This window comes from Parerythrobacter lacustris, from assembly GCF_024626475.1.
Classification (GTDB): Bacteria; Pseudomonadota; Alphaproteobacteria; order Sphingomonadales; family Sphingomonadaceae; genus Parerythrobacter_A; species Parerythrobacter_A lacustris.
In genome coordinates this window covers 103031-124842 of sequence record NZ_JANKHH010000001.1, presented here as the reverse complement: position 1 = coordinate 124842, position 21812 = coordinate 103031, and the positions used below count along the sequence as shown (strand labels likewise).

General features: G+C 65.1%; 17 protein-coding genes. 12 read left to right on the top strand and 5 right to left on the bottom strand.

Annotation, left to right across the window (positions count from 1 at the left end; all coding sequences use genetic code 11):
• From NSO95_RS00620 to NSO95_RS00610, 3 genes are all read right to left on the bottom strand, one after another.
• Complete coding sequence (locus NSO95_RS00620; protein ID WP_257594200.1) at positions 1-750, bottom strand: sulfite exporter TauE/SafE family protein; 750 nt, start codon at positions 748-750, stop codon at positions 1-3.
• A 3-nt stretch (positions 751-753) separates the two neighbouring features.
• Positions 754-2772 (bottom strand): threonine--tRNA ligase, encoded by a 2019-nt coding sequence (gene thrS, locus NSO95_RS00615; RefSeq protein WP_257594199.1) that lies wholly within the window; start codon positions 2770-2772, stop codon positions 754-756.
• Positions 2773-3002: 230 nt separating this feature from the next.
• Positions 3003-4655: an alkaline phosphatase D family protein gene (locus NSO95_RS00610; protein WP_257594198.1), complete on the bottom strand. Its 1653-nt coding sequence runs from the start codon at positions 4653-4655 to the stop codon at positions 3003-3005.
• A gap of 161 nt (positions 4656-4816) precedes the next feature.
• Between NSO95_RS00610 and NSO95_RS00605 the strand changes: the two genes are divergently transcribed.
• The 8 genes from NSO95_RS00605 (at position 4817) to NSO95_RS00570 (ending at position 14664) form a co-directional block, all read left to right on the top strand.
• Entirely contained in the window at positions 4817-4990 is a 174-nt protein-coding gene (locus tag NSO95_RS00605) for a hypothetical protein (protein ID WP_257594197.1), read from the top strand.
• Positions 4987-5565 carry a hypothetical protein gene (locus tag NSO95_RS00600; RefSeq protein ID WP_257594195.1) on the top strand — a complete coding sequence of 193 codons (579 nt, stop codon included), beginning with the start codon at positions 4987-4989 and terminating at the stop codon, positions 5563-5565. Before NSO95_RS00605 ends, NSO95_RS00600 begins: the two co-directional genes overlap by 4 nt.
• On the top strand, positions 5562-5753 hold the full coding sequence (locus NSO95_RS00595; RefSeq protein ID WP_257594194.1) for a helix-turn-helix transcriptional regulator: 192 nt from the start codon (positions 5562-5564) through the stop codon (positions 5751-5753). Before NSO95_RS00600 ends, NSO95_RS00595 begins: the two co-directional genes overlap by 4 nt.
• 178 nt (positions 5754-5931) lie before the next feature.
• Positions 5932-6675 (top strand): alpha/beta hydrolase, encoded by a 744-nt coding sequence (locus NSO95_RS00590; protein WP_257594193.1) that lies wholly within the window; start codon positions 5932-5934, stop codon positions 6673-6675.
• 16 nt (positions 6676-6691) lie between these two features.
• Positions 6692-7528: a tetratricopeptide repeat protein gene (locus NSO95_RS00585; RefSeq protein WP_257594192.1), complete on the top strand. Its 837-nt coding sequence runs from the start codon at positions 6692-6694 to the stop codon at positions 7526-7528.
• Entirely contained in the window at positions 7525-8508 is a 984-nt protein-coding gene (locus NSO95_RS00580; protein WP_257594191.1) for an LLM class flavin-dependent oxidoreductase, read from the top strand. Before NSO95_RS00585 ends, NSO95_RS00580 begins: the two co-directional genes overlap by 4 nt.
• A gap of 138 nt (positions 8509-8646) precedes the next feature.
• Positions 8647-13377, top strand: coding sequence for an NAD-glutamate dehydrogenase (locus NSO95_RS00575; protein ID WP_257594190.1), 4731 nt, complete (start codon positions 8647-8649; stop codon positions 13375-13377).
• 60 nt (positions 13378-13437) lie between these two features.
• Positions 13438-14664 (top strand): NAD(P)/FAD-dependent oxidoreductase, encoded by a 1227-nt coding sequence (locus NSO95_RS00570; protein ID WP_257594189.1) that lies wholly within the window; start codon positions 13438-13440, stop codon positions 14662-14664.
• Here the strand turns inward: NSO95_RS00570 and queG are convergent.
• Positions 14648-15724, bottom strand: a complete 1077-nt coding sequence (queG, locus tag NSO95_RS00565) for a tRNA epoxyqueuosine(34) reductase QueG (RefSeq protein ID WP_257594188.1) — start codon at positions 15722-15724, stop codon at positions 14648-14650. The two genes, NSO95_RS00570 and queG, sit on opposite strands and share 17 nt — an antisense overlap.
• 44 nt (positions 15725-15768) lie before the next feature.
• On the opposite strand from queG, the gene NSO95_RS00560 reads away from it, so the two are divergent.
• The 4 genes from NSO95_RS00560 (at position 15769) to msrB (ending at position 20038) form a co-directional block, all read left to right on the top strand.
• Entirely contained in the window at positions 15769-16779 is a 1011-nt protein-coding gene (locus NSO95_RS00560) for an ABC transporter ATP-binding protein (RefSeq protein WP_436278013.1), read from the top strand.
• The gene (locus NSO95_RS00555) at positions 16776-18020 is read left to right on the top strand and encodes an ABC transporter permease (RefSeq protein ID WP_257594186.1); all 1245 of its coding nucleotides are present in this window, start codon (positions 16776-16778) and stop codon (positions 18018-18020) included. Before NSO95_RS00560 ends, NSO95_RS00555 begins: the two co-directional genes overlap by 4 nt.
• 105 nt (positions 18021-18125) lie before the next feature.
• Complete coding sequence (locus NSO95_RS00550) at positions 18126-19463, top strand: cytochrome P450 (RefSeq protein WP_257594185.1); 1338 nt, start codon at positions 18126-18128, stop codon at positions 19461-19463.
• A 77-nt stretch (positions 19464-19540) separates the two neighbouring features.
• Complete coding sequence (gene msrB, locus NSO95_RS00545; protein WP_257594184.1) at positions 19541-20038, top strand: peptide-methionine (R)-S-oxide reductase MsrB; 498 nt, start codon at positions 19541-19543, stop codon at positions 20036-20038.
• Here the strand turns inward: msrB and NSO95_RS00540 are convergent.
• Positions 20025-21812: an ArnT family glycosyltransferase gene (locus NSO95_RS00540; protein WP_257594183.1), complete on the bottom strand. Its 1788-nt coding sequence runs from the start codon at positions 21810-21812 to the stop codon at positions 20025-20027. The two genes, msrB and NSO95_RS00540, sit on opposite strands and share 14 nt — an antisense overlap.

Sequence of the window (21812 nt, the reverse complement as noted above, 5' to 3'; positions counted from 1 at the left end):
TCAGGGAAGTGCCAACCGTGTCAGCGCCACAAGCGCTGTCGCGCCGAGCACGACTGCGACGACAGTGCGCCACAATCCTTCGGACACCGTACCAAACGCCTTCGTCCCCAAGAGGTTACCAATCAGGACGATGGGAAAGAGAAGCAGAGCCAGCCCCACCAAGCGCATTTCGAGCTGCCCGATCGCCGCACCAGAGGCCAGACCCGTAACCGATGCAATGGTAAAAATCAGCAGCATCGAGGCCTTGGCGACCTCTCGCGGGATTGCTCGCCCGACATAATAGGGCACAACGGGCGGTCCGGGCATGCCGGCGAATCCCGTCAGAAACCCGCTCGTAATGCCGACCAGTCCCGTGATGATTGCTGTCGGCTGGCCGGCCGGTCGTTGCGGCAGGAGGATGGCGACAAATGCCGATATCGCAACCATCGCAATGAGCAATCGCGCAAGATCAGGGGGAGTTGAGGCGAGCAACACCATGCCCGGAGCCGTCGTCAACAGGACGAGTCCGGCGATGGTCAGCGCGGAACGTTCGGCGGCGGCATAGAGCTTCGCAATCTCGCTCAGCCCGATCAGAAGAGCGAGGCAATTGGTGATCAGCACCGCCTCGAGCGGCGCTATCGCCAGCGCCAGAACCGGGACCAGCACCAAGGCCAGCCCAAACCCGGCAAGCCCGCGGACGAAGGCACCGAAGAAAGTCGCGGCCAGCGCCACTCCGATCTGGAGTGCGGTGAAGCCTGCGAGCAGCTCCACCCCTCAGTCGCTGGCCAGGTCGGGTGGTGTTGCAGCCTTGACCAGCATCGCAATCGCCTCGTCGAGCGGCATCACCTTCTGGTGCTGTTCGCCCAGCGTGCGGACGGCAACGGTGCCTTCCTCGGCCTCGCGCATGCCCACAACCAGCAAATGCGGGACTTTCGCGACCGAGTGCTCGCGCACCTTGTAGTTGATCTTCTCGTTGCGGAAATCGCTCTCGACCCGGATTCCGGCGGCTTCAAGCTTCGCCACGACGTCCTTGCCATAGTCATCCGCATCCGAAACGATCGTCGCCACCACCGCTTGCACCGGAGCGAGCCAGACCGGCAGGCGGCCGGCGAAATGCTCGATCAGGATGCCGATGAAGCGTTCGTAGGAACCGAAAATCGCGCGGTGCAGCATCACCGGGCGGTGACGCTCGCCATCCTCGCCGACATAATTCGCGTCGAGCCGTTCGGGCAGCACCCGATCGCCCTGGATCGTGCCGACCTGCCAGGTGCGACCGATGGCATCGGTCAGATGCCATTCGAGCTTGGGCGCATAGAACGCCCCCTCTCCGGGCAGTTCCTCCCAGCCATATTCGTCGTTCGCCATCCCGGCCTCGGCCACGGCGTCGCGCAGCTCCTGTTCGGCCTTGTCCCAGTCAGCATCGCTGCCGAAGCGCGCATCGGGCCGCAGCGCCAGCTTGACGTGATAGGTAAAGCCGAAGTCCTTGTAGACGCTATCCGCCAGCGCGCAAAAGGCGCGCACTTCTTCCACCACCTGCGCTTCGGTGCAGAAGATATGCGCGTCGTCCTGCGTGAACTGGCGCACCCGCATCAGCCCATGCAGCGCACCGTGTGGTTCGTTGCGGTGACAGCATCCCATTTCGCCCAGCCGGATCGGAAGGTCGCGGTAACTCGTGATGCCCTGCTTGAACACCAGCACGTGCGCCGGACAGTTCATTGGCTTCATGGCGAGCCACTGGGCATCGGGCGCAATTCTGGGTGCAGCCGCCGTTTCCCCGGAATCATCGACATCGGGCACAATGTCGGGGACCGCGAACATGTTTTGCGCATACTTCCCCCAGTGGCCCGACTGGGTCCACTGGCGCACATCCATCAGCTGCGGGGTCTTGATCTCGCGGTAGCCCGCCCCGTCCATCTTGCGGCGCATATAGGCCTCGAGCTCGCGCCAGATGCGATAGCCCTTGGGATGCCAGAACACGCTGCCGTGGGCTTCTTCCTGCAGATGGAACAGGTCCATCTCGCGGCCCAGCTTGCGGTGGTCGCGCTTGGCGGCTTCTTCCAGCCGGTGGAGATGCGCGTCGAGCTGCTTCTTGTTCAGCCAGCCGGTGCCATAGATGCGCGTGAGCTGCGCATTGTTCTGGTCGCCGCGCCAATAGGCCCCGGCGACCCGCATCAGCTTGAATGCCTGCGGATCGAGCTTGCCGGTCGAGGGCAGGTGCGGGCCGCGGCACATGTCGAGCCAGTCTTCTCCCGACCAGTAGACGGTCAGTTCCTCGTCCTCGGGCAGTTCCTGCGCCCATTCGGCCTTGAAGCTCTCGCCTTCGGCGCTCCACTTGTCGATCAGCTGCTGGCGCGACCAGACTTCGCGGCGCAATGGTTTGTCCGCCCGGATAATCTCGCGCATCTTTTCCTCGATCGCGGGCAGATCATCCATGCTGAAGGGCTCGCGTCCTTCGGGGGCCTTGACGTCGTAGTAAAAGCCATCGTCGGTCGCAGGGCCAAAGGTGATCTGCGTGCCGGGCCACAGCGCTTGGACGGCTTCCGCCAGCACATGCGCGAAATCGTGGCGTGCGAGCTCGAGCGCATCGGCCTCGTCGCGGCTGGTCACCAGCGCCAGCTCGGCATCGCCGTCGAACGGGCGGCCCAAATCGCGCAGCTCGCCATCAACCCGCGCGGCAATGGCAGCCTTGGCCAGGCCCGGGCCGATCGCCGCTGCAACGGCTGCCGGGGTCGATCCGCGTTCCATTTCGCGCACCGATCCGTCGGGCAGGCTGATCTTGAGCAGTTCCGTCATCGTCTCATCCGTTCGTTTGGCGCGCCCATGGCACAAGAGGGCACACGCTTGAAGCGGCGTTTGATGGATTCTCGCGATTTCGGGAGGAAACGCCGACCGCCCGAAACCGGGCGGCGGGGCTGCGCGTCAGGCCGCGAGCACCCACCCCCGGAGAACCGGGGTGGTGGTGGTAGTCTGCGAGTCAATAGCGTTGCGCATGACAAAGAGCCTAGCCGCAAGAAGGGAAAGATTCAACCGATCTCGAGCCTATGGCTTCCGACAGCGGTGGAAAGCCGCTGCGTTCCGGCAAGCTGGGTCGACCGGTTGCGCACACCTTGCAGGAAGCGGTATTCGCTCGTCACCCGCGCCGGGGAAAGCTCGACCGCCATATAGCCGCGGCTTGCGGTTTCCGCCCATTTGAGCTGCGGATTGGCGCGCACGGTCTGCGCCGCCAGATCCTGCGGCTTGATCCACGAGAGATAGCTTTCGAACCCCGGCGAGGAGACCGAATGCCCGGCGAACTCTACACCGGCACCGGTATTCGCGTTCGAGAGTTCGGAGGCCCAGGCATTGTGGCTGTCCCCCGCCAGCACCACGAGATTGGCGTCAGCCTCCTGCGCCGCACGCAACAAGCGTTCGCGCGCGGCAGGATAGCCGTCCCAGGCGTCCATGTTGAACGGCAGCCCGACGCGCGCGTTCAGTGCTCCGGCCATGATCCGCTTGCGCAGGTAATCGGGAACTGCTGCGGTCATGCCCTCGGCGATTTCGGGCGCGCCCTTGAGGCTCGCCATGACGACCTGCTGAAGCAGCACTTGCCATTTCTTGCCGGCACCGCGCGATGCCTTGAACCCTTCGGCGAGCCAGCTCTCCTGCTCCGCGCCCATCAGCGTGCGCGACGGTTCGCGCCATTCGCCGTCGCGGAACGCTTCGAGCGCGGAAAGCGTGCGCCCCGGATCGCCGCCGCCGCGCTTGGCGATCTCGCCGAGATCGAACGGCTTCGTCCGCGCGGTCAGGCGGGTTTCGAGGCGGAACAGGGTGGCGAGGTTGCCGATGTCGTACGATGCCCAGGCGGCATCCGAGACTGGCATCCATTCGGCGCGGGCGCGGATCGCCGCGCGTTTGCGGGCCTCCCATGTGCCTTCGGTCGCCGGATCGTGATTCTCCGCGCCCAGCGCATAGGCATCGTTCGCGCTCTCATGATCGTCCGATACATGCAGCATCGGATAAAGCTGGTGCAGCCGCTGCAGGTCAGGATCGCTGCGATAGCTTGCGTAGCGCGCGCGATAGTCCGCCAGCGCGACGATCTCGTGGAGCGGGTCGATCGCACGCCCCGCCAGCGCTTCGGAAGCGGTTGGATAGGTACCCACCGGGTATTCGTAGAGATAATCCCCCGTGTGCAGCACCAGATCGAAATCGCCATGCTCGGCGATATGGGCATAGGCGTTGAACCAGCCGAACAGCTTGTTCGAACAGCCGACCACCGCCATCCGGAATTGCTCGACCGCTCCCACCGGTAAAGTGCGCGTGCTGCCCGTGCAGGAGGTCGCACCGCTTGGGGCAATAAATCGAAAATAGTACCAGCGGTCAGCCGAAAGCCCGCTGGCGCGCGGCTTGACGCACCAGTCGTTGTCAGGTGAAGCGAGCGCGGACCCGCCCGCCACGACACGGCTGAAGCCTTCATCCTCGGCCACTTCCCATTGCAATGTTACCGGCTGCCCGGCGGCGAAGCGTGACCACAGCAGCACGCCATCGGGGCCGGGCTCTCCGCTCGCCACGCCGTGGGTGAAACCGAGCGGATATTTCGCCGCCAGCGGGGCCGCTGCCAGCGCGCCGCCGACAATGCCAAGCTGGAACAGGGAGCGCCGCGACAGCGCCAGCGCAGAAGAGGAGGTGCGGTCGGTCATGGGGCCAGCGTTACGCTCTTAGCGTGACGATGCAAAGACGGGCCGTCAGCCCGTCGCGACGGGGCTGAATGACAAGCTTGCCAGTCATTTCGATAAGCGTGCTTGACAATCACATCCGTTTGTGACAATCACGCTTTACATCAAGAAAAGGACCATTGACAATGACCTCCGTTCATAAAGCGCTGATACTGGCGAGCGCCATGATCCTGGTGGCGTTCGCTAGCGTGTTTGAGTTCTTGCCCGAGCAAGTTGCACAATTTGCCCCGCTGGGTCTGCTCGTGTTCCTGCCTTGGGCAATTGGGACCAAGGCCGCAGCTTGTGGAAAATGCGCGTGACCGGGGAGAGCAAGCCGCAAGGCCGTTCGCAAGGCTTCTGGATCGGCCTGTTCTGCGCCAATATCGGCGCGATCGTCGCGTGGCGCGTAACCGATGCGATCAATAGCCCGACCGGCACGGTGCTGCTCGCCCTGACAATGCTGCTGCTGATCCCGATCGTGAAAGCGGGTGAGCGCAGCGGTTGCAACAGCCCGGCGATGCGGATCTATAATCGCCGCGTGCTGATCGCTTCGTTCGGTTATGTGCTGGGGCTCGGAACCGCGATCTCCCTGTGGCGCAACTATGATTTGGCCCGCCCGGCGATCTTCGCCATTTCCATGCTTCCCGTCTTGCCGACATTCGGAATGATCTGGGCCATGGCCCGCTATCTGATCGAGGAGGAAGACGAGTATCTGCGTTATCGCACCACGATGGCGGCATTGGTCGGATTGGGCGGGGTGCTGGCGATCGGCATCTTCTGGGGCTTTCTGGAGATGTTCGAACTGGTTCCGCATATCTGGTCGTGGTGGGTGTTGCCGGTCTGGGCTCTCGGGCTCGCCATAGCGCAATTGTGGATGAAGGTGCGCGCGGAATGAAGAACCAGCTGAAAGTCCTGCGCGCGATGCGCGACTGGAGCCAGCAGGATCTGGCAGAGCGGCTCGGAGTTTCACGCCAGAGCGTCAATGCAATAGAGACCGGGAAATACGATCCCTCTTTGCCGCTCGCCTTCAAGATTGCCGAAGTCTTCGAGCAGACGATTGAAGAGATCTTCCAACGCGACTAATAGGTGTGGTGCCATGCGGTTTTTCTTGATCATCCTGAGTCTTGCACTCGCCGGCTGCCAGGGTGGCCGGGACGAGCGTGACGAAACCGCACCGCACTATTCCCCCGACCTTTATTGATGCGACCGCATCGATGCGTGCCCTTGCCCGAATCCGGGCGATAGGGGAAAAGCCTGCGGGATGAGCGACATCTTGTTCCACACCATGCCCGACGGGCGGAATATCGCACACCGATATTTGCCCGGCACAAGCCCCGCGCTGGTTTTCCTGCCGGGATACAAATCCGACATGGAGGGCGGCAAGGCGACCGCCCTGTTGGACTGGGCACAGGACAATGACCGTGCTTGCCTGTTGCTCGATTACTCGGGTTGCGGGCAGAGCAGCGGCGATTTCGCCGACGGCACGCTCGGCCGCTGGTGCGACGAGGTGCTTGACCTGATTTCAGCGAAGGGCCTCGACCGGGTGATTCTGGTGGGATCCTCTATGGGCGGATGGCTGATGTTGCTGATCGGTCTCAAGCTGGGTCCGCAGCTTGCCGGGATGGTCGGCATTGCTGCCGCACCCGACTTCACCGATTGGGGGCGCAGCGTGCAGGACAAGCTGCGGCTGCGCGGCGGCGAGACCGTGTTCGACGAGAATCCTTACGGACCGGAGCCGACTCCGATCCACCCCGGATTCTTTCTGGATGGACAGGACAATTTGCTGCTTGGGGATACGATCCCGATCGACTGCCCGGTGCGGCTGCTGCACGGCCAAGCCGACAACGACGTGCCGTGGGATATCTCGATGCGCCTCGCCGGGGCGCTGCGTTCGGACGACGTACAGGTGACCTTGATCAAGGACGGCGACCACCGCCTGTCGCGCGATCGGGACATTGCCTTGCTTCTTGCACAGGTCGATGGCCTGCTGCGTCACGCCGAATGAACGCGCCGGAGTTTCGATGCCCATCTCCTTCATCCTTGCCATGTTGCTGCAGGTCGGACCCAACCCTTCGCCCGATTCGGTGGCCAACACGATACCCCGCTCGCCGCGCGAGGAAGCGATCGATCCGGTGCGCGCGCCGGAGCCGCAGGCTGTCGCTCCGGCTTGCCCGCTGGGCGGGGAGACAGAACCTTCGGAAGTCGCTCGCATCGCCGCACGGAATGCCGAGTTGCTCGACGGCCGGGATCGGATCGGCGCACTGCATTGCCTCGCCCTGGCGCAAGGCGAGCAGGGCCTGTGGGACGAAGCGGCAGCCGGCTTCCTGATCGCACGCGAAGCGGCGGTCGGGATGCCGGACTGGCAGGCACGGCTCGGCAGCCAGCGCGCCCATGCCTTGGTCGAAGCGCGGCGAATCACCGAAGCGCGGACTGCATTCGAACTGGCAATCGAGGATGCGTTGGCAGCAGGCGACCCGGTCACCGCAGGCCAGATCGCTGCCGATCAGGCCATCGTCGAAGTCGGCGCAGGCGATGTACCGTCCGCATCCCGTACGCTCGAAGCGGCGCGCGAGCGAACTCCCCAATCGGCCCAAGTATGGTTGCTGTCCGCCACCCTCGCGCGGAGACAGGGCGCGCTTGAGCAGGCGCAGGGCTTTGTCGAACGCGCTGCCGATATCGACGCCTTCGATCCCGAGATCGGGCTCGAAGCAGGCGTGATCGCCGTATTGTCGGGCCGCTATTCGGCTGCGAAGGCAAGCTTCGAATCGGTGATTGCCTTGCCTAACGCCGGTGCCCATGGCGAGACCGCCAAGGGCTATCTGGCGCAACTCGAACAACTGGACCAGCCGACCGAATGACCATTTCGCTTTCCGTGCTCGATCTTGTCCCCGTGCGCGAAGGCGGGACGATTGGTGAGGCCCTTGCGGCCGCAACCGAGCTCGCGAAGGCCGCCGAAGCGTCTGGCTACACACGCTTCTGGGTTGCCGAGCATCATGCCATGGAAGGCATCGCCGGGGGTGCCGTATCGGTGGTGCTGGCGCATATCGGCAATGCCACTTCGACCATCCGGATCGGTTCGGGCGGCATCATGCTGCCCAACCACACTCCGTTCCAGATCGCCGAGCAGTTCGGCACGCTCGACGCATTGTTCCCCGGACGCGTCGACCTCGGCCTGGGCCGTGCCCCCGGGGCGGGACCGGAGCTGCAGCGCGCGCTGCGCAAGGACCTGCACCGCGCCGCAGAGATGTTCCCGCACGACGTGGTCGAACTGATGGCGCTGATGCGCGGCGAGACCGAGATTCACCCGACGCCGGGGGTCGGCGCGACGCCCGAGTTCTGGATGCTTGGCTCCAGCCTGTTCGGCGCGCAGCTCGCGGCGAGGCTGGGCATCCCTTATGCCTTTGCATCGCATTTTGCCCCCGATCATCTCGACGCCGCGCTGGAGCTCTACCGGAGGAACTTCCAGCCGTCGGAACAGCTCGACCGGCCCTATGTGATGGCCGCAATGCAGGTCTTCGCGGCAGAGACGGATGAGCAAGCCGAGCATATCGCGAGTTCGCAATTGCAGGCCTTCGTCCGGCTGCGCACAGGCAATCCGGGCAAGCTGCCGCCTCCGGTGACGGGTTTTCGGGAGAGCCTTCCGCCGCCGGTCCGGGCGATGATTGAGCATATCGGCCAGGCCAGCGCGATCGGTTCGCCCGCCACCGTCAAAGCCGCGATCGATGCGTTCGTAGTCCGAACCCAGGCCGACGAGATCATCGTTGCCGGATCGACTTACGATCCTGCGGACCGCATCAGATCGCTTGAACTGACGCAACACGCACTGGCCGCAAGCTAGCGCTACGCGCGGGCGGCAAGCTCTGCTAAGACTGGGGATGGCTGCGCTTGCAGCCGGGAGAAGATAAGCCTATCGCGCAGTATAGCTGCACGGTGCGGCAACAAAATAACAGGGCGAAGGCCCTACGGAGCATGCGCGATGGGTGCGAACAAGGCCGCCTCTTCCCGTCAACCCCAACGGCGCCTGGCGGGCGAATCCGCCAAGATCGACGCCCTTGCCAAGCATATGCAGGCATCGCTGCTCCCGGGCGACACCCCATTCGCCAAGGGCGAGCTGGAAGACGCTGCGCGCTACATGATCGACATCGCTGCGCGGCGCGACGAACAGCGATCTTCTATGGGCATCACCTCTGCCAGCGCCGAACGCCGGATGCTGCGGATCGCGATAGTGAACGACGACATGCCGTTCCTGGTCGATTCGATCGCCGCCACCATCGCCGCGCAAGGGCTGGCGATCGATCGGCTGGTTCACCCCGTCATCAGCGTCAAGCGCTCCGCATCCGGCGAACTGACCGAGGTTCTTGCCGGCAAGCCGGAAGCTACCGGGCGCGAATCGATGATTTACATCGAGACCGCCCGGGCCGATGCGCGCGAACGGCGCGAGTTGGAGGCAGCCCTGCGGGCGACGCTTGCCGATGTGCGAGCGGCGGTCAGCGACTGGCCCGCGATGCGCGAAGCGATGTGCGCCGATGCGAAGCGTATCGGCGAAGGCGAAGGCGCCGCCCTGCTCGGCTGGCTCGAAGGCGGGATGCTGACCCAGCTCGGCCATGTCACCCGCCACCGCGACGGGAGCCAGAGCGACAAGCTCGGCATCTGCCGCAAGAGCGCCAGGCAGATTCTGGCCGACGCATCGTTCGATCGCGCCTTCGCCTGGTTCGACGATCCGAAGCTGCGCCACAGCCGCGTGCCATTGATCATCAAGGCCAACATCCTCGCCAACGTCCACCGCCGGGTACCGCTCGACCTGTTCCTGATTCCGATCGAGGAAGATGGCAAAGTTGCCGCGATCTCGGTCCATGCCGGGGTCTGGACCAGCGCCGCGCTCGCTGCTTCCCCGATCGAGATTCCGGGACTGCGGACCCATCTTGCCGAGCTCATGGCCAAGTTCGGTTTCGATGCCGGCGGTCATGCGGGCAAAGCACTGGTCCACGCACTCACCGCGCTGCCGCACGACCTGGTGATCGGTTTTTCCAAGCACGACATTGAACGCATAGCGACCACGATGATGAGCCTGGTCGATCGCCCGCGTCCGCGGCTGTCGCTGGTCGAGGCGCCGCTCGCGCGCCACCTGTTTGCCTTCGTCTGGTTGCCGCGCGACGCGCTTTCAACCCAGTTGCGCCACCAGATCCAGGACCTCCTCGAAGTCTCGACAGGTGCTGCGCTGCTCGACTGGAGCCTGACCGTCGAAGGCGGCAATCTGGCCATGTTGCGCTTTGTGCTCGACTTGCGTGCAGGCGACACGCGGCATGACGAGAAAGCGATCGAACACAAGCTGCAGGCGATGCTGCGCGGCTGGACGGAGGAAGTCGAGCAGGAGCTCGCCAAGACCGAAGACGCCGGACGCGCTGCCGCCATTGCAGGTCGATTTGCCGACGCGTTCCCTTCCGCCTATCGCAGCAGCTACGGCGCGGAGGAAGCCGCGCGCGATATCCGCCGGATGCGCCATCTCATGGCGGTCGATGCCGACCGCAACGATCGATCCTTGTTCAAGCGTGATGCTCGGCTGTTCCGCCGTGAAGGTGACCCGGCCACCCGGCTTCGGCTCAAGATCTACGAACACGAGGGTGCCTTGCCCTTGTCCGACGCGGTGCCTGCGCTGGAGAATTTCGGTTTTGCCGTGCTCGAGGAAGTGCCCACCCCGCTCGATGGCGGACGGCTCGGCACGATCCACGACTTCACGCTGAGCCCGCCCGAGGGTGACGATGCCGCTGCCCTGCTGGAGCGGGCCGACGCGATCGAGCGCGCCATTGCCGCCGTGCTCAACCTCGAAGCGGAGAACGATCCGTTCAACCGGCTGGTGCTTGGCACCGGGCTGGCGGCGGACGAAGCCAACTGGCTGCGCGCGTTCTATCGCTATCTGCGGCAGACCGGGATGGGTTTCACCATCTATACCGTGGTCGACGCCTTGAGCCGCGCGCCTTCGGTGACGCTTGCCCTTATCGACCTGTTTCGCACTCTGCACGACCCCGATTTCGCCGGCGACCGCGATGCGCAGGCAAGCGATGCCAATGCGCGCATTCGGTCAGGTCTGGCGAAGGTCAATGCGATCAACGACGATCGCCTGCTCCGGCTCTACCACGCGCTGGTGAAGGCGATCCTGCGCACCAACGCCTTCGCTCCCGCGGCGGAGGAAGCGCTGGCGTTCAAGATCCAGTCCGACCTGGTCCCAAACCTGCCCAAGCCGGTGCCATGGCGCGAGATTTTCGTCTATTCACGCCGGGTCGAAGGGATCCACCTGCGCGCCGGGCCAGTGGCCCGCGGCGGCCTGCGCTGGTCCGACCGGCGCGACGATTTCCGCACCGAGATCCTGGGGCTGATGAAGGCGCAACGGGTCAAGAACGCAGTCATCGTGCCGACCGGGGCTAAAGGCGGCTTCTATCCCAAGCAGCTGCCCAATCCCGCGGTCGATCGCGACGGCTGGGCGGCAGAGGGTCAGGCCAGCTACGAGGTGTTTATCCGCACCTTGCTGTCGGTGACCGACAACATCATCGACGGGAAGGTCGTGCATCCCGAAGCCGTCGTCATCTATGATGGCGAAGACCCCTATTTCGTGGTCGCCGCCGACAAGGGCACAGCCAAATTCTCCGATGTCGCCAACGGCATCGCGCAGAGCCGCGATTTCTGGCTCGACGATGCCTTCGCCAGCGGCGGCTCCTACGGCTACGACCACAAGGCGATGGGGATCACCGCCAAGGGGGCGTGGGTTTCGGTCCAGCGCCATTTCCTCGAAATGGGCCTCGACGTGCAAAACGATCCGGTCGACGTGGTCGGCTGCGGCGACATGTCGGGCGACGTGTTCGGCAACGGCATGCTGCTGTCGAAGGCGATCCGCCTCAAGGCGGCGTTCGATCACCGGCACATCTTCCTCGATCCCGATCCCGATCCGGCGGCGAGCTGGAAGGAGCGCCAGCGGATGTTCGACCTCCCGCGGTCGAGTTGGGAGGATTACGATCCGACGCTGATTTCGAAGGGCGGCGGGGTCTATTCGCGCACGCTCAAGCGGATTCCGATTTCGGCCAAGGTGCGCAAGCTGCTGGGAATCGAGGACAAGGAGCTCGAACCCGATGCACTGATTTCCGCGATCCTGCGCGCGCCGGTAGACCTGATCTGGTTCGGCGGCATCGGCACCTATCTGAAGGCCAGCCACGAGAACAACGTGCAGGTCGGCGACCCGGCCAACGACCCGCTGCGGATCGATGCGAACGAGGTGCGCGCCAAGGTGATCGGCGAAGGCGCCAATCTGGGCGTGACGCAGGCGGCCCGGATCGAATTCGCGCTCCACGGCGGTCGGATCAACACCGACTTCATCGACAATTCGGCCGGGGTCGATTGCTCGGACAACGAGGTCAACATCAAGATCGCGCTCGCCGCCGCGATGCGGAGCGACAAGCTATCGCTCAAGAAGCGCAACGCGCTGCTGGTCGAAATGACCGACGAGGTCGCGCATCTGGTGCTGGAGGACAACCGGTTGCAGGCGCTCGCGTTGTCGATCGCCGAGGCCGGGCGTGCGCCTGCGGTTGCCGCGCAGCTCCATCTGATCGAATCGCTGGAAGGTCGCGGCGCGCTCGATCGCCGGACCGAAGGCCTGGCCGCGAGCGATGTCCTGTCGCGCCGCGCCGCAGAAGGCATCGGACTCACCCGCCCCGAGCTGGCCGTGCTGCTGTCCTCGACCAAGCTCGTCCTGCAGGAAGCTATCGAGAAGACGACGCTGCCCGACGATGCCAGCCTGAGCGGGATGCTGATCGACTATTTCCCCGCGCCGATGCGCAAGGGGTTCCGCCAGCAGATCGAGAGCCACCAGCTGCGCCGCGAGATCATCGCGACCAAGCTGGCCAATCTGATCGTCAACCGGATGGGCATCATCCATCCCTTCGAACTGTCGGAGGAAGAAGGCGTCGGCCTGGCGGATATCTGCGCCGCTTTCGTCTCGGCCCGGGAGCTGTTCGGGATGGACGCGCTGTGGGCGGAGATCGAGACGGCGAAGATGCCCGAAGAGGCGCGGCTTCTACTGTTTCGCCACGCGGCGGGCGCGCTGCGCAGCCATATGGCGGATCTCATCAGGGCCGGCGCGAGCGTTACCCTGCCGAGCGCCATCATCGCCGCGTTGTCGAAGGGCGTTGGCCAGCTGTCGACCGAGACAGAGGAACTGCTGACCGCGGCATCGCGCCAGCAGTCGGACCGTCTGGTGGGCGAGTTCGTCGCCTTGGGCGCGCCCGAAAGGCTCGCGGCCCGGGTTGCCTTGCTCTACGATCTCGACGGCACCGTGGGGCTCGCCTCGTTGGCAGGCATGGCCGAAATCGATGCCCGCGCACTGACGGCGGCCTTCACCGATCTCGGCCAGCGGCTCGGACTCGATTGGGCGCAGAGCACCTCGGCGCTGATGAATCCGTCGGACGTGTGGGAACGCCTGCTGGTGGCAGGGCTCTCGCGCGATTTCCAGCAGATGCGGCTCGACTTCCTGCGCCGGCTGTCGCGGCGCAAGGGGGCGAAAACCGATCCGCTCGGCGCGGTGGCTGGCTGGGCGGAAGAGCATTCCGCCGCGATCGACCAGTTCCGCAGAATGATCGGGCGCGCGCAGACGCAGGCACAAGTATCGCCCGCCATGCTCGCGCAAATCGCCAGCCAGGCGCGCAATCTGCTCGGCCGGTAGCAAGGCCCGCCTCGCCCCGAGCGGCTTGACCCGCGCCCGAATTGTGCCAATCGAGCGCGGATGGAGCATTTCGACGTCATCATCGTGGGCGCAGGCCATGGCGGCGCGCAGGCCGCCATCGCGCTGAGGCAGAACGGGTTCGAAGGCTCGATCGCGATGATCGGCCGCGAACCCGAAGTACCCTACGAACGGCCGCCCCTGTCGAAGGAATATCTCGCGCGGGAAAAGGCGTTCGAGCGAATCCGAATCCGTCCGGAAGAGTTCTGGGCTGACAAGGATGTGACTCTGCGGCTCGGCACCAATGTGCGCGAGATCGATCCGCTAGGGCACATGGTCACCCTGGGTGACGACAGCAAGGTCTCATACCGCAAGCTGATCTGGGCGGCGGGCGGCGATGCGCGGCGACTGTCGTGCTCGGGCGCTGATCTGGCGGGCATCCACACCGTGCGCACGCGAGCCGACGTCGACCGGATGCAGGCCGAGCTGGACGCCGGGGCGCAGACAATCGTGGTGGTCGGCGGAGGATACATCGGGCTCGAGGCAGCGGCGGTGCTGCGTAAGCTGGGCCGCGAGGTGGTGCTGCTGGAAGCGCTGCCGCGCCTGCTCGCCCGGGTCGCAGGGCCGGAGCTGTCGCAATTCTATCTCGAAGAGCACCGGCGGCAGGGTGTCGACGTGCGGCTCGAAACGCTGGTCGAGGCGATCGAGGGGGACGGCACCACCGTAACCGGCGTGACCACCGCAGCGGGCGAAACGATCCCGGCAGACCTCGTGGTGGTCGGGATCGGCATCGTTCCGGCGATCGGGCCGCTGATCGCCGCCGGGGCAAGCGGGTCGAACGGAGTCGATGTCGACGAATATTGCCGCACCGTGCTCGACGATGTTTATGCCATTGGCGACTGCGCCGCGCATGCCAACGAATGGGCGGACGGGGCGGTTCTGCGCGTCGAATCGGTCCAGAATGCCAACGACATGGCGACCACCGCCGCCAAGGCAATCTGCGGCGATCCGCAGCCCTATCGCGCCTTTCCTTGGTTCTGGTCCAACCAGTATGACCTCAAGCTCCAGACCGCCGGTCTGTCGGTCGATTACGACGAGACGCTGGTCCGCGGCGATCCGGCGGAGCGCAAGTTCTCGGTCGTCTATCTGAAGGAAGGCCGGGTGATCGCGCTCGATTGCGTCAACAACACGAAGGATTATGTGCAGGGCCGCAAGTTGGTCGAAGCGCGCGCCTATCCCGACCGCGACGCGCTGGCCGATCCGGAGATCCCGCTCAAGGAACTGTTGTAAGCCTTTCGCGTGCCCACTGCGCCGCTTCGGCCACGACCGGATCAGGATCGTCGCAGAGCGCGGTGACCTGCGGCAGCAGATCCGCCGATCCGCTATTCCCCGCCGCGATCAGGCAATTGCGCACGAACCGGTCGCGCCCGATGCGCTTGATCGGCGAGCCGGCGAATTTCGCCCGGAACGCAGCATCGTCGAGCGCCAGCAGTTCGGCCAGCGGCGGCGCAACCAGGTCCTCGCGCGGCGCGAAGGCCTTGTTCCGCGCCGAAGCCTCGGCGAACTTGTTCCACGGGCACACCGCGAGGCAATCGTCGCAGCCATAGATGCGGTTGCCCATCGCGGCGCGGAATTCCTCCGGGATCGGCCCCTTATGCTCGATCGTGAGGTAGGAAATGCACCGCCTCGCGTCGACCACATAGGGTTGCGGAAAGGCGTCGGTCGGGCAGGCGAGCTGGCACGCATTGCACGATCCGCAGCGGTCTTCGTGCGGAGCGTCGGGCGCGAATTCGAGGGTGCAGTAGATCGCGCCAAGAAACAGCCAGCTGCCGTGCTCGCGGCTGACGAGGTTCGAATGCTTGCCCTGCCATCCCAGACCGGCCGACTGCCCGAGCGGCTTTTCCATCACCGGTGCGGTATCGACGAAAACCTTGAGCGCGGGCTCGCCCAGCCCTCGCTTGCTCGCTTCGGCCACCAGCCACCGCGCCAGCGCCTTGAGCGCTTTCTTGACCACGTCGTGATAATCGCGGCCCTGCGCATAGACCGAGATGCGTGCCTTCTCCGGCTCGCCTTCCAGCGCCAACGGGTCGATCTCGGGCGCATAGCTCATGCCGAGCGCGATCACGCTGCGCGCCTCGGGCCACATCGACTGCGGGCCCTGCCGCACCTCGGCGCGGTCCTCAATCCATTGCATCGTGCCATGGTTGCCTGCCTCGAGCCAATCGCGCAGGCGCCTCACCTGTTCGGGGTCGTCCGACGCGGGCGCAAAGCCGACCGACGCGAAACCGAGCCGCGCAGCTTCTGCTTTCAGATCATGCTTAAGCGCGTCTATGACCGGCGCGTTAACCACGTTTGCGGCACCTCCCGTTCACACGCACAAGCTAGGCGGCGCGGATGGACATGCCGCTAAGCGATAGATCGACGAAGGACAACCGGGTGGACGCCGACATCGCGGAGGATACTGCCCACCCGCTCGCCATCGAGGCGAGGGGGCTGGTCAAGCGCTTCGGCGGCACGCTGGCGGTCGACGGGGTCGACATCTCGGTGCGCGAAGGCGCGATCTACGGCATCCTTGGGCCGAATGGCGCGGGCAAGACCACCACCTTGCGCATGCTGCTCGGCATCATCGATCCCGACGCGGGCGTGCGCCGGGTGTTCGGGCACGACCGGCCGCACGAGATCGCCAAGCTGATCGGCTACCTGCCCGAGGAGCGCGGGCTGTATCCCGCGATGAAAGGGGTCGAGGCGATCGCTTTCATGGGCGCGCTGCGTGGCCTGCCGCTCGACGAAGGGCGCAGGCGCGGGGCCGAATTGCTCGAGAACCACGGCATGGGCTTCGCGATCGAACGGCAGATCCGCGCAATGTCGAAAGGACAGGCGCAGACCGTCCAGCTGCTCGGCACGCTGGTCCACCGCCCCAGACTGGTGGTGCTCGACGAGCCGTTCAGCGGGCTCGACGCGATCAACCAGGGCAAGCTCGAACGGATGATCCGCGAGCTTGCCGAAGGCGGCACCACGGTGATCTTCTCGACCCATGTGATCCACCACGCCGAGCGACTGTGCGAAGGCGTGGCGATCATCGCCGGGGGCAAGGTGCCCTATGCCGGCAGCGTCGAGGCGGCGCGCGATCGGATACCGGCGCAGGTCCGGCTGGAAACCCGCGCGCGCGAGGGCGCATGGCTTGCCGCCCTGCCGCAAGACGCACGGCGCGAAGGCGATTTCTTCCACTTCTCGCTCCCCGAGGCGGGGATCGAGAGCCTCCTCAAGGCCCTGATCGACGGCGAGGCGGGCATCCTCTCGCTGTCGATCGAGCGCGCCGGGCTGCACGATGCCTTCGTCCATATCGCGGGCGAAGCGGCGGCACGCGCGCTCGAAGCCGACAATGCTGCGGAGGCCAACCGATGAGCAATACCACCGCCACCGCGCGGCTCACCACGCTGCAAGCCGCCTGGGTCGTCGCGCGGCGCGATTTCCTCGCCATCCTGTTCAGCCGAGCGTTCATCTTCTTCCTGCTCGGGCCGCTGTTCCCGATCGTGGTCGGGGGGCTCGCCGGCGGGATCGGCAGCAAGGTCCAGCAACAGGCGGCGGCGATCGAGATCGGCGTGCAGATGGACGCAGCGCAAAGCGCGGCGATGATCGATGCTGCGACAATGCTTCGCGAGGATGCGGGGGTCGCGATCCCGCCGCTGGTCCCCCTTGCCGGCAAAGTTGCGACAGACGCGCCCGAAGCCATCCTGCGCGAACGGCGCGGCAACTATGCCGCGATCGTCAGCGGCACACCCGAAGCGCCGGTGCTGACCGCGCCGAGCGACCAGATGGAGCGCTTTCGCGGCGCGGTGGGCCTGGTCGCGGCGACCGCGGGCGGCACCTCTCCCAGCAGCTTTCCCGAGGTGGCAACGCAGGAGGTCGTCACCAGCGCCGCCGACGTCAAGCGCAACCGGGTGCAGACCGCGCAAGCGGGGCAGATGCTGCTGTTCCTGCTCACCATGCTGCTCGGCGGGATGGTGCTGTCGAACCTGGTCGAAGAAAAGGGCAACAAGATCATCGAAGTGCTCGCCGCCGCAATCCCGATGGACGCGGTGTTCCTCGGCAAGCTGTTCGCGATGCTCGCGGTGTCTTTCGTCGGCATAGCGGTATGGGGCACGGTAGGTGTCCTGATCTATCTCGGCAGCGGCTGGGACATGGCGAGCTTCGCCGCGCCGGCCGTCGGCTGGCCGATGTTCTTCGCCTTCGCGGTGATCTATTTCGCCATGGGGTACCTGATCCTCGGTTCGCTGTTCCTCTCGATCGGTTCGATGGCGGCAACCGTGCGCGAGGTGCAGACGCTGTCGATGCCGGTTACCATGATGCAGCTGCTGGTGTTCTTTTTCGCCAGCTATGCGATGGCCAATCCCGGATCGACGATCGAGCTGGCGGCGGCGATCTTCCCGTTCAGTTCGCCCTTCGCGATGCTCGCGCGCGCCGCGCAGAGCGAAAGCCTGTGGCCGCACGCACTGGCAATCGCGTGGCAGGCGCTGGCGGTAGCGGTGCTGGTCAAGGCGGGCGCGACGCTGTTCCGCCGCCGGGTGATGCAATCCGGCCCGCGCGGCGCGCGCAGCGGCAAGCGCGGTTTCTGGCGCAAGCGCGCGGCCGATCCCGCCGCCTGAAGATCGGTCGCAAATCGCAACCCACTATTGACATTGCGGTAAGTAAGGGCAGGATGCTGCCCGTTGACTCCCCGGCCAAAGCGGGAGCGGCAGAGGAGAGAATGAATGGCCACGATTGCCCCAGAGCGCCCTGTATGCCGCAGCGAGCCGAGCGCGCATGAAGCGCTCAAGAAGCATTTCGCCGAGCATCCCGAGCAGCGGCTCGTCCATACCCACAAGTGGGATGTCAGTCGCAGCGACATCTATGCGGACAATACGTGGCACCCGATCTTCCGCGAGATGCGCGAAGCCGGGCCGCTGCATTACATTCCCGAGAGCCCGTTCGGCCCATACTGGGCGGTGGTTGGGCACAAGGCGATCCAGCATATCGAGGCGCTGCCGGAAACCTTCTCCTCCAGCTGGGAATACGGCGGGATCACCATCCTCAACCGCTTGTCCGAAGAGGAAATCGCCAGCAGCGGATTCGACCGCCGCGAACTGCCGATGTTCATCGCGATGGACCGCCCGCAGCACACCGGGCAGCGCCGCACCGTCGCGCCCAAGTTCACCCCCAGCGGCATGGCTGTGATGGAAGGCGAAATCCGCCAGCGCACCGGCGAGTTGCTCGATTCCCTGCCGCGCGGAAAAGTGTTCGACTGGGTCGATACCGTCTCCATCGAACTGACCACCGGGATGCTGGCGCTGCTGTTTGGATTCCCGTGGGAAGACCGCCGGCTGCTGACCTTCTGGTCCGACTGGTCGGGCGATACCGAGCTCGCCACGGTGCGCGAACTCGACGAGATGCGTTGGGGCTTCCTCCACGAAATGGGGGCCTATTTCCAGTCGCTGTGGGTCGAACGCACGCACGACAAGGAACCGGGCGACGATCTCATCTCGATGATGCTTCATTCCGAAGCGATGAACCAGATGCGGCCCGAGGAATTCATGGGCAATCTGGTGCTGCTGATCGTCGGCGGCAACGACACCACCCGCAACTCGATGAGCGGGATCATCTACCAGCTCGACAAGAACCCCGACCAGCGCAAGCTGTTCGAACAAAAGCCCGAACTGATCCCCAATGCGGTGCAGGAAATCCTCCGCATGCAGACCCCGCTGGCGCATATGCGCCGCACCTGCACCGAGGACACCGAAGTGTTCGGTCAGCAGATCAAACAGGGCGACAAGGTCGTGCTGTGGTATCTTTCCGCCAATCGCGACGAGGAAGTGTTCGAAAACCCCGACAAGCTCGACATCACCCGCGAGAACGCCCGCCGCCACATCGCCTTCGGTTACGGCATCCACCGCTGTGTCGGCGCGCGGCTGGCCGAATTGCAGCTGCGCGTGCTGCTGGAGGAACTGCACAAGCGCCGGATGCGGGTGCATGTCGCGGGAGATATCGAGCGCGTGCGTGCGAATTTCGTCCACGGCTTCCGCAAGCTCGAGGTCGAAATTACCGAGTTCTGATCCTTCGGGGAATGCAACCTTTTGCACCGCGCATCCGTATATGGGATGATAGCCAAGACGCGCGAAAGGATCCCGGGATGAACCACCGACTGACGCACAATCGCCGCACACTGCTCGGCTGGCTAGGCGCAGGCGCCGCCGCTTCCGCCCTCGCGGCGTGCGGTAGCTCGCCCGCCGAGGCGAAGAGCTGGCCGGTCACCCGCAGCAATGCCGAGTGGAAGAAGCGGCTGACGGGCAACCAGTACTGGATACTGCGCGAAGCGGGGACCGAGCGGCCCTACAGCTCGCCGCTCGACAAGGAAAAGCGCAAGGGCACCTTCGTTTGTGCGGGTTGTGCAAACCGGCTTTATGCGTCCGATACCAAGTTCGACAGCGGCACAGGCTGGCCGAGTTTCTGGAAGCCGCTGCCCGGCGCGATCGCGACCGACACCGACCACAAGCTCGGCTATCCGCGCACCGAAGTGCTGTGCGCCGATTGCGGCGGGCACCTTGGACACGTGTTCAACGACGGGCCGCGCCCCACCGGCAAGCGCTACTGCATGAACGGCGGAGCGATGAAGTTTATTCCGGCTTAGCGCCGGGTTCTTTCCGAACTTTCCAGATACGAAATTCCGCCGGGCCGTCGAATGCGACGGGTTCGAGCCAGCCCGGCGTGTTTCCGGCGAGAAGGCGGGCCATCAGCCCTTGTGGGTTGGCCGAGGCATAGAGCCGCGGCTCGACCAGGTCGCTGCACATTACGATGTAGTCGCCGCCGTGACGCTTGACGATCTGGCGCGCCTCGTCCGGGTCGCTGGTGAAGGCTGCGATGACATCGTGCATCGCCGTTTCCGCCCGGTGATGTCCGGTCGCGACTACCGCATGGCGGCTTTTGACCAGAATCGCCGGGCCGATGTCGAGCGGCGCGAAGAGGGTTGCCGGAGCAAGCGCGTCGAGTTTCGCCGCCTGCTCGCGGATCGCGCAGCCCGATTCCTCGACATGGGTCACTTGCGCTTCGTCTTCCAGCGGTATCAGCTTGCGCTGGAGAAACAACGGCGTGGAAGGGGCGAGCAGCAGCACGATAAGCGCAATCGCGCCGACCTTGCCACCGGCTCCCTGCGCATGGCGCAAGCGCGTCAGCAGTCCCGCCAGCAACCAGCCGAGGGGGATCGCTGCCAGTGCCGAGGCGAAGGCTGCCGAGCGCCAGACGAACAGCGCAAGCAGCAGGGCACCGGCCAGCAGCAGCGCATAATCGGTCCACCAGTTGCGCAGCCAGTCCTTCGAGCGGGCGCGTAATGCCAGTGCGGCGGCAAGAGCGACGAGCAGCTGGACGAGCACTGGCACAGCCTGCGCCTGTTGCTGCCGCCAGTAGGGCTGACCCTCCATGACGTAAACGTACCAATAGTCCTTCACCAGCGGATCGAGCGATCCGAACGGCGTCGCGACGCAATCGGGCGAAGAGAGCGCGAAGAATCCGATCCCGGCTGCCCCCGCAAGGCCCAGCAGGGCGATCAGCGCAAGGCTTGTTGCGCGGCTGCGCCACCCGATCGCGCCGACTCCCAGCGCGACGACGAGGAAAAACCCGATATGCGCGGGCGAGATCGCGTCGCAGTGTTGCGCCAGATCGCGCAAACCCCGAGTCAGCAGGAAGATGGCACCAAGCCCGATGGCCAGCGCCTGGAGGTAGGCGACCAGCCACCAGCGTGCGTGGTGATCGCGCAGCCAGCGAACGAACAGCACGGCGGCAAAGGTGGCCGCCATCGGCAGGATTTCGATCGAGATCGATAGCCCCACCGCCATCGCGATCCCCGCAACGGCACCGCCGTGGTGGGGCTTGCGCAAGGCGAGCGCCCAGAGCGCCGCACAGACGCTGGCGATCTGCCACCCGTGATGATCGATCCGCAGCGGCTGGAACTGGAACAGCAGCGCCGGCATGAAGCCGCAGACCAGCATGGCATAGGTTGCGACCTGCTTGTCGAACAGACGCCACGCCAACCGGCCGATGCACCACAGCGCGACTCCGAAGGTCAGCAGCGGAACGGCAATGAGGGCGACCTGCTCTGCGGTTGACTGGCCGAACAAGGGCGTGAGCAAGCCGATTACGAGCACCAGCGGAATGTCCACCAGCCGCGACCAATGCATCGGCGAGCCACCGGGTGGGTCGATCCGGTATTGCGTAGTGTCGAACCAGTTCTGCCCCGCCAGCAGGTCGCGCACCTGCACCAGCCGCAGCGCGTCGTCGGGATCGGGGAACTGGCCCTGCATAATTCGCTGCATCGCAGCGAGCAGGATCAGCGCGCTGAGCGCCAGCCATACCAAGAGGATGCGCCGGTTGGGGCGCTCATGGCCGCGCAGACGCCTATCGCTGTCCAT

What these genes read in the sequence shown, in the direction of transcription:
- NSO95_RS00540 (WP_257594183.1), bottom strand. Translation starts at nt 21,812, where the DNA reads ATGGACAGCGATAGGCGTCTGCGCGGCCATGAGCGCCCCAACCGGCGC.
- msrB (WP_257594184.1), top strand. Translation starts at nt 19,541, where the DNA reads ATGAACCACCGACTGACGCACAATCGCCGCACACTGCTCGGCTGGCTA.
- NSO95_RS00550 (WP_257594185.1), top strand. Translation starts at nt 18,126, where the DNA reads ATGGCCACGATTGCCCCAGAGCGCCCTGTATGCCGCAGCGAGCCGAGC.
- NSO95_RS00575 (WP_257594190.1), top strand. Translation starts at nt 8,647, where the DNA reads ATGGGTGCGAACAAGGCCGCCTCTTCCCGTCAACCCCAACGGCGCCTG.
- NSO95_RS00560 (WP_436278013.1), top strand. Translation starts at nt 15,769, where the DNA reads ATGGACATGCCGCTAAGCGATAGATCGACGAAGGACAACCGGGTGGAC.
- NSO95_RS00585 (WP_257594192.1), top strand. Translation starts at nt 6,692, where the DNA reads ATGCCCATCTCCTTCATCCTTGCCATGTTGCTGCAGGTCGGACCCAAC.
- NSO95_RS00555 (WP_257594186.1), top strand. Translation starts at nt 16,776, where the DNA reads ATGAGCAATACCACCGCCACCGCGCGGCTCACCACGCTGCAAGCCGCC.
- NSO95_RS00570 (WP_257594189.1), top strand. Translation starts at nt 13,438, where the DNA reads ATGGAGCATTTCGACGTCATCATCGTGGGCGCAGGCCATGGCGGCGCG.
- NSO95_RS00590 (WP_257594193.1), top strand. Translation starts at nt 5,932, where the DNA reads ATGAGCGACATCTTGTTCCACACCATGCCCGACGGGCGGAATATCGCA.
- NSO95_RS00580 (WP_257594191.1), top strand. Translation starts at nt 7,525, where the DNA reads ATGACCATTTCGCTTTCCGTGCTCGATCTTGTCCCCGTGCGCGAAGGC.
- NSO95_RS00605 (WP_257594197.1), top strand. Translation starts at nt 4,817, where the DNA reads ATGACCTCCGTTCATAAAGCGCTGATACTGGCGAGCGCCATGATCCTG.
- NSO95_RS00595 (WP_257594194.1), top strand. Translation starts at nt 5,562, where the DNA reads ATGAAGAACCAGCTGAAAGTCCTGCGCGCGATGCGCGACTGGAGCCAG.
- thrS (WP_257594199.1), bottom strand. Translation starts at nt 2,772, where the DNA reads ATGACGGAACTGCTCAAGATCAGCCTGCCCGACGGATCGGTGCGCGAA.
- NSO95_RS00610 (WP_257594198.1), bottom strand. Translation starts at nt 4,655, where the DNA reads ATGACCGACCGCACCTCCTCTTCTGCGCTGGCGCTGTCGCGGCGCTCC.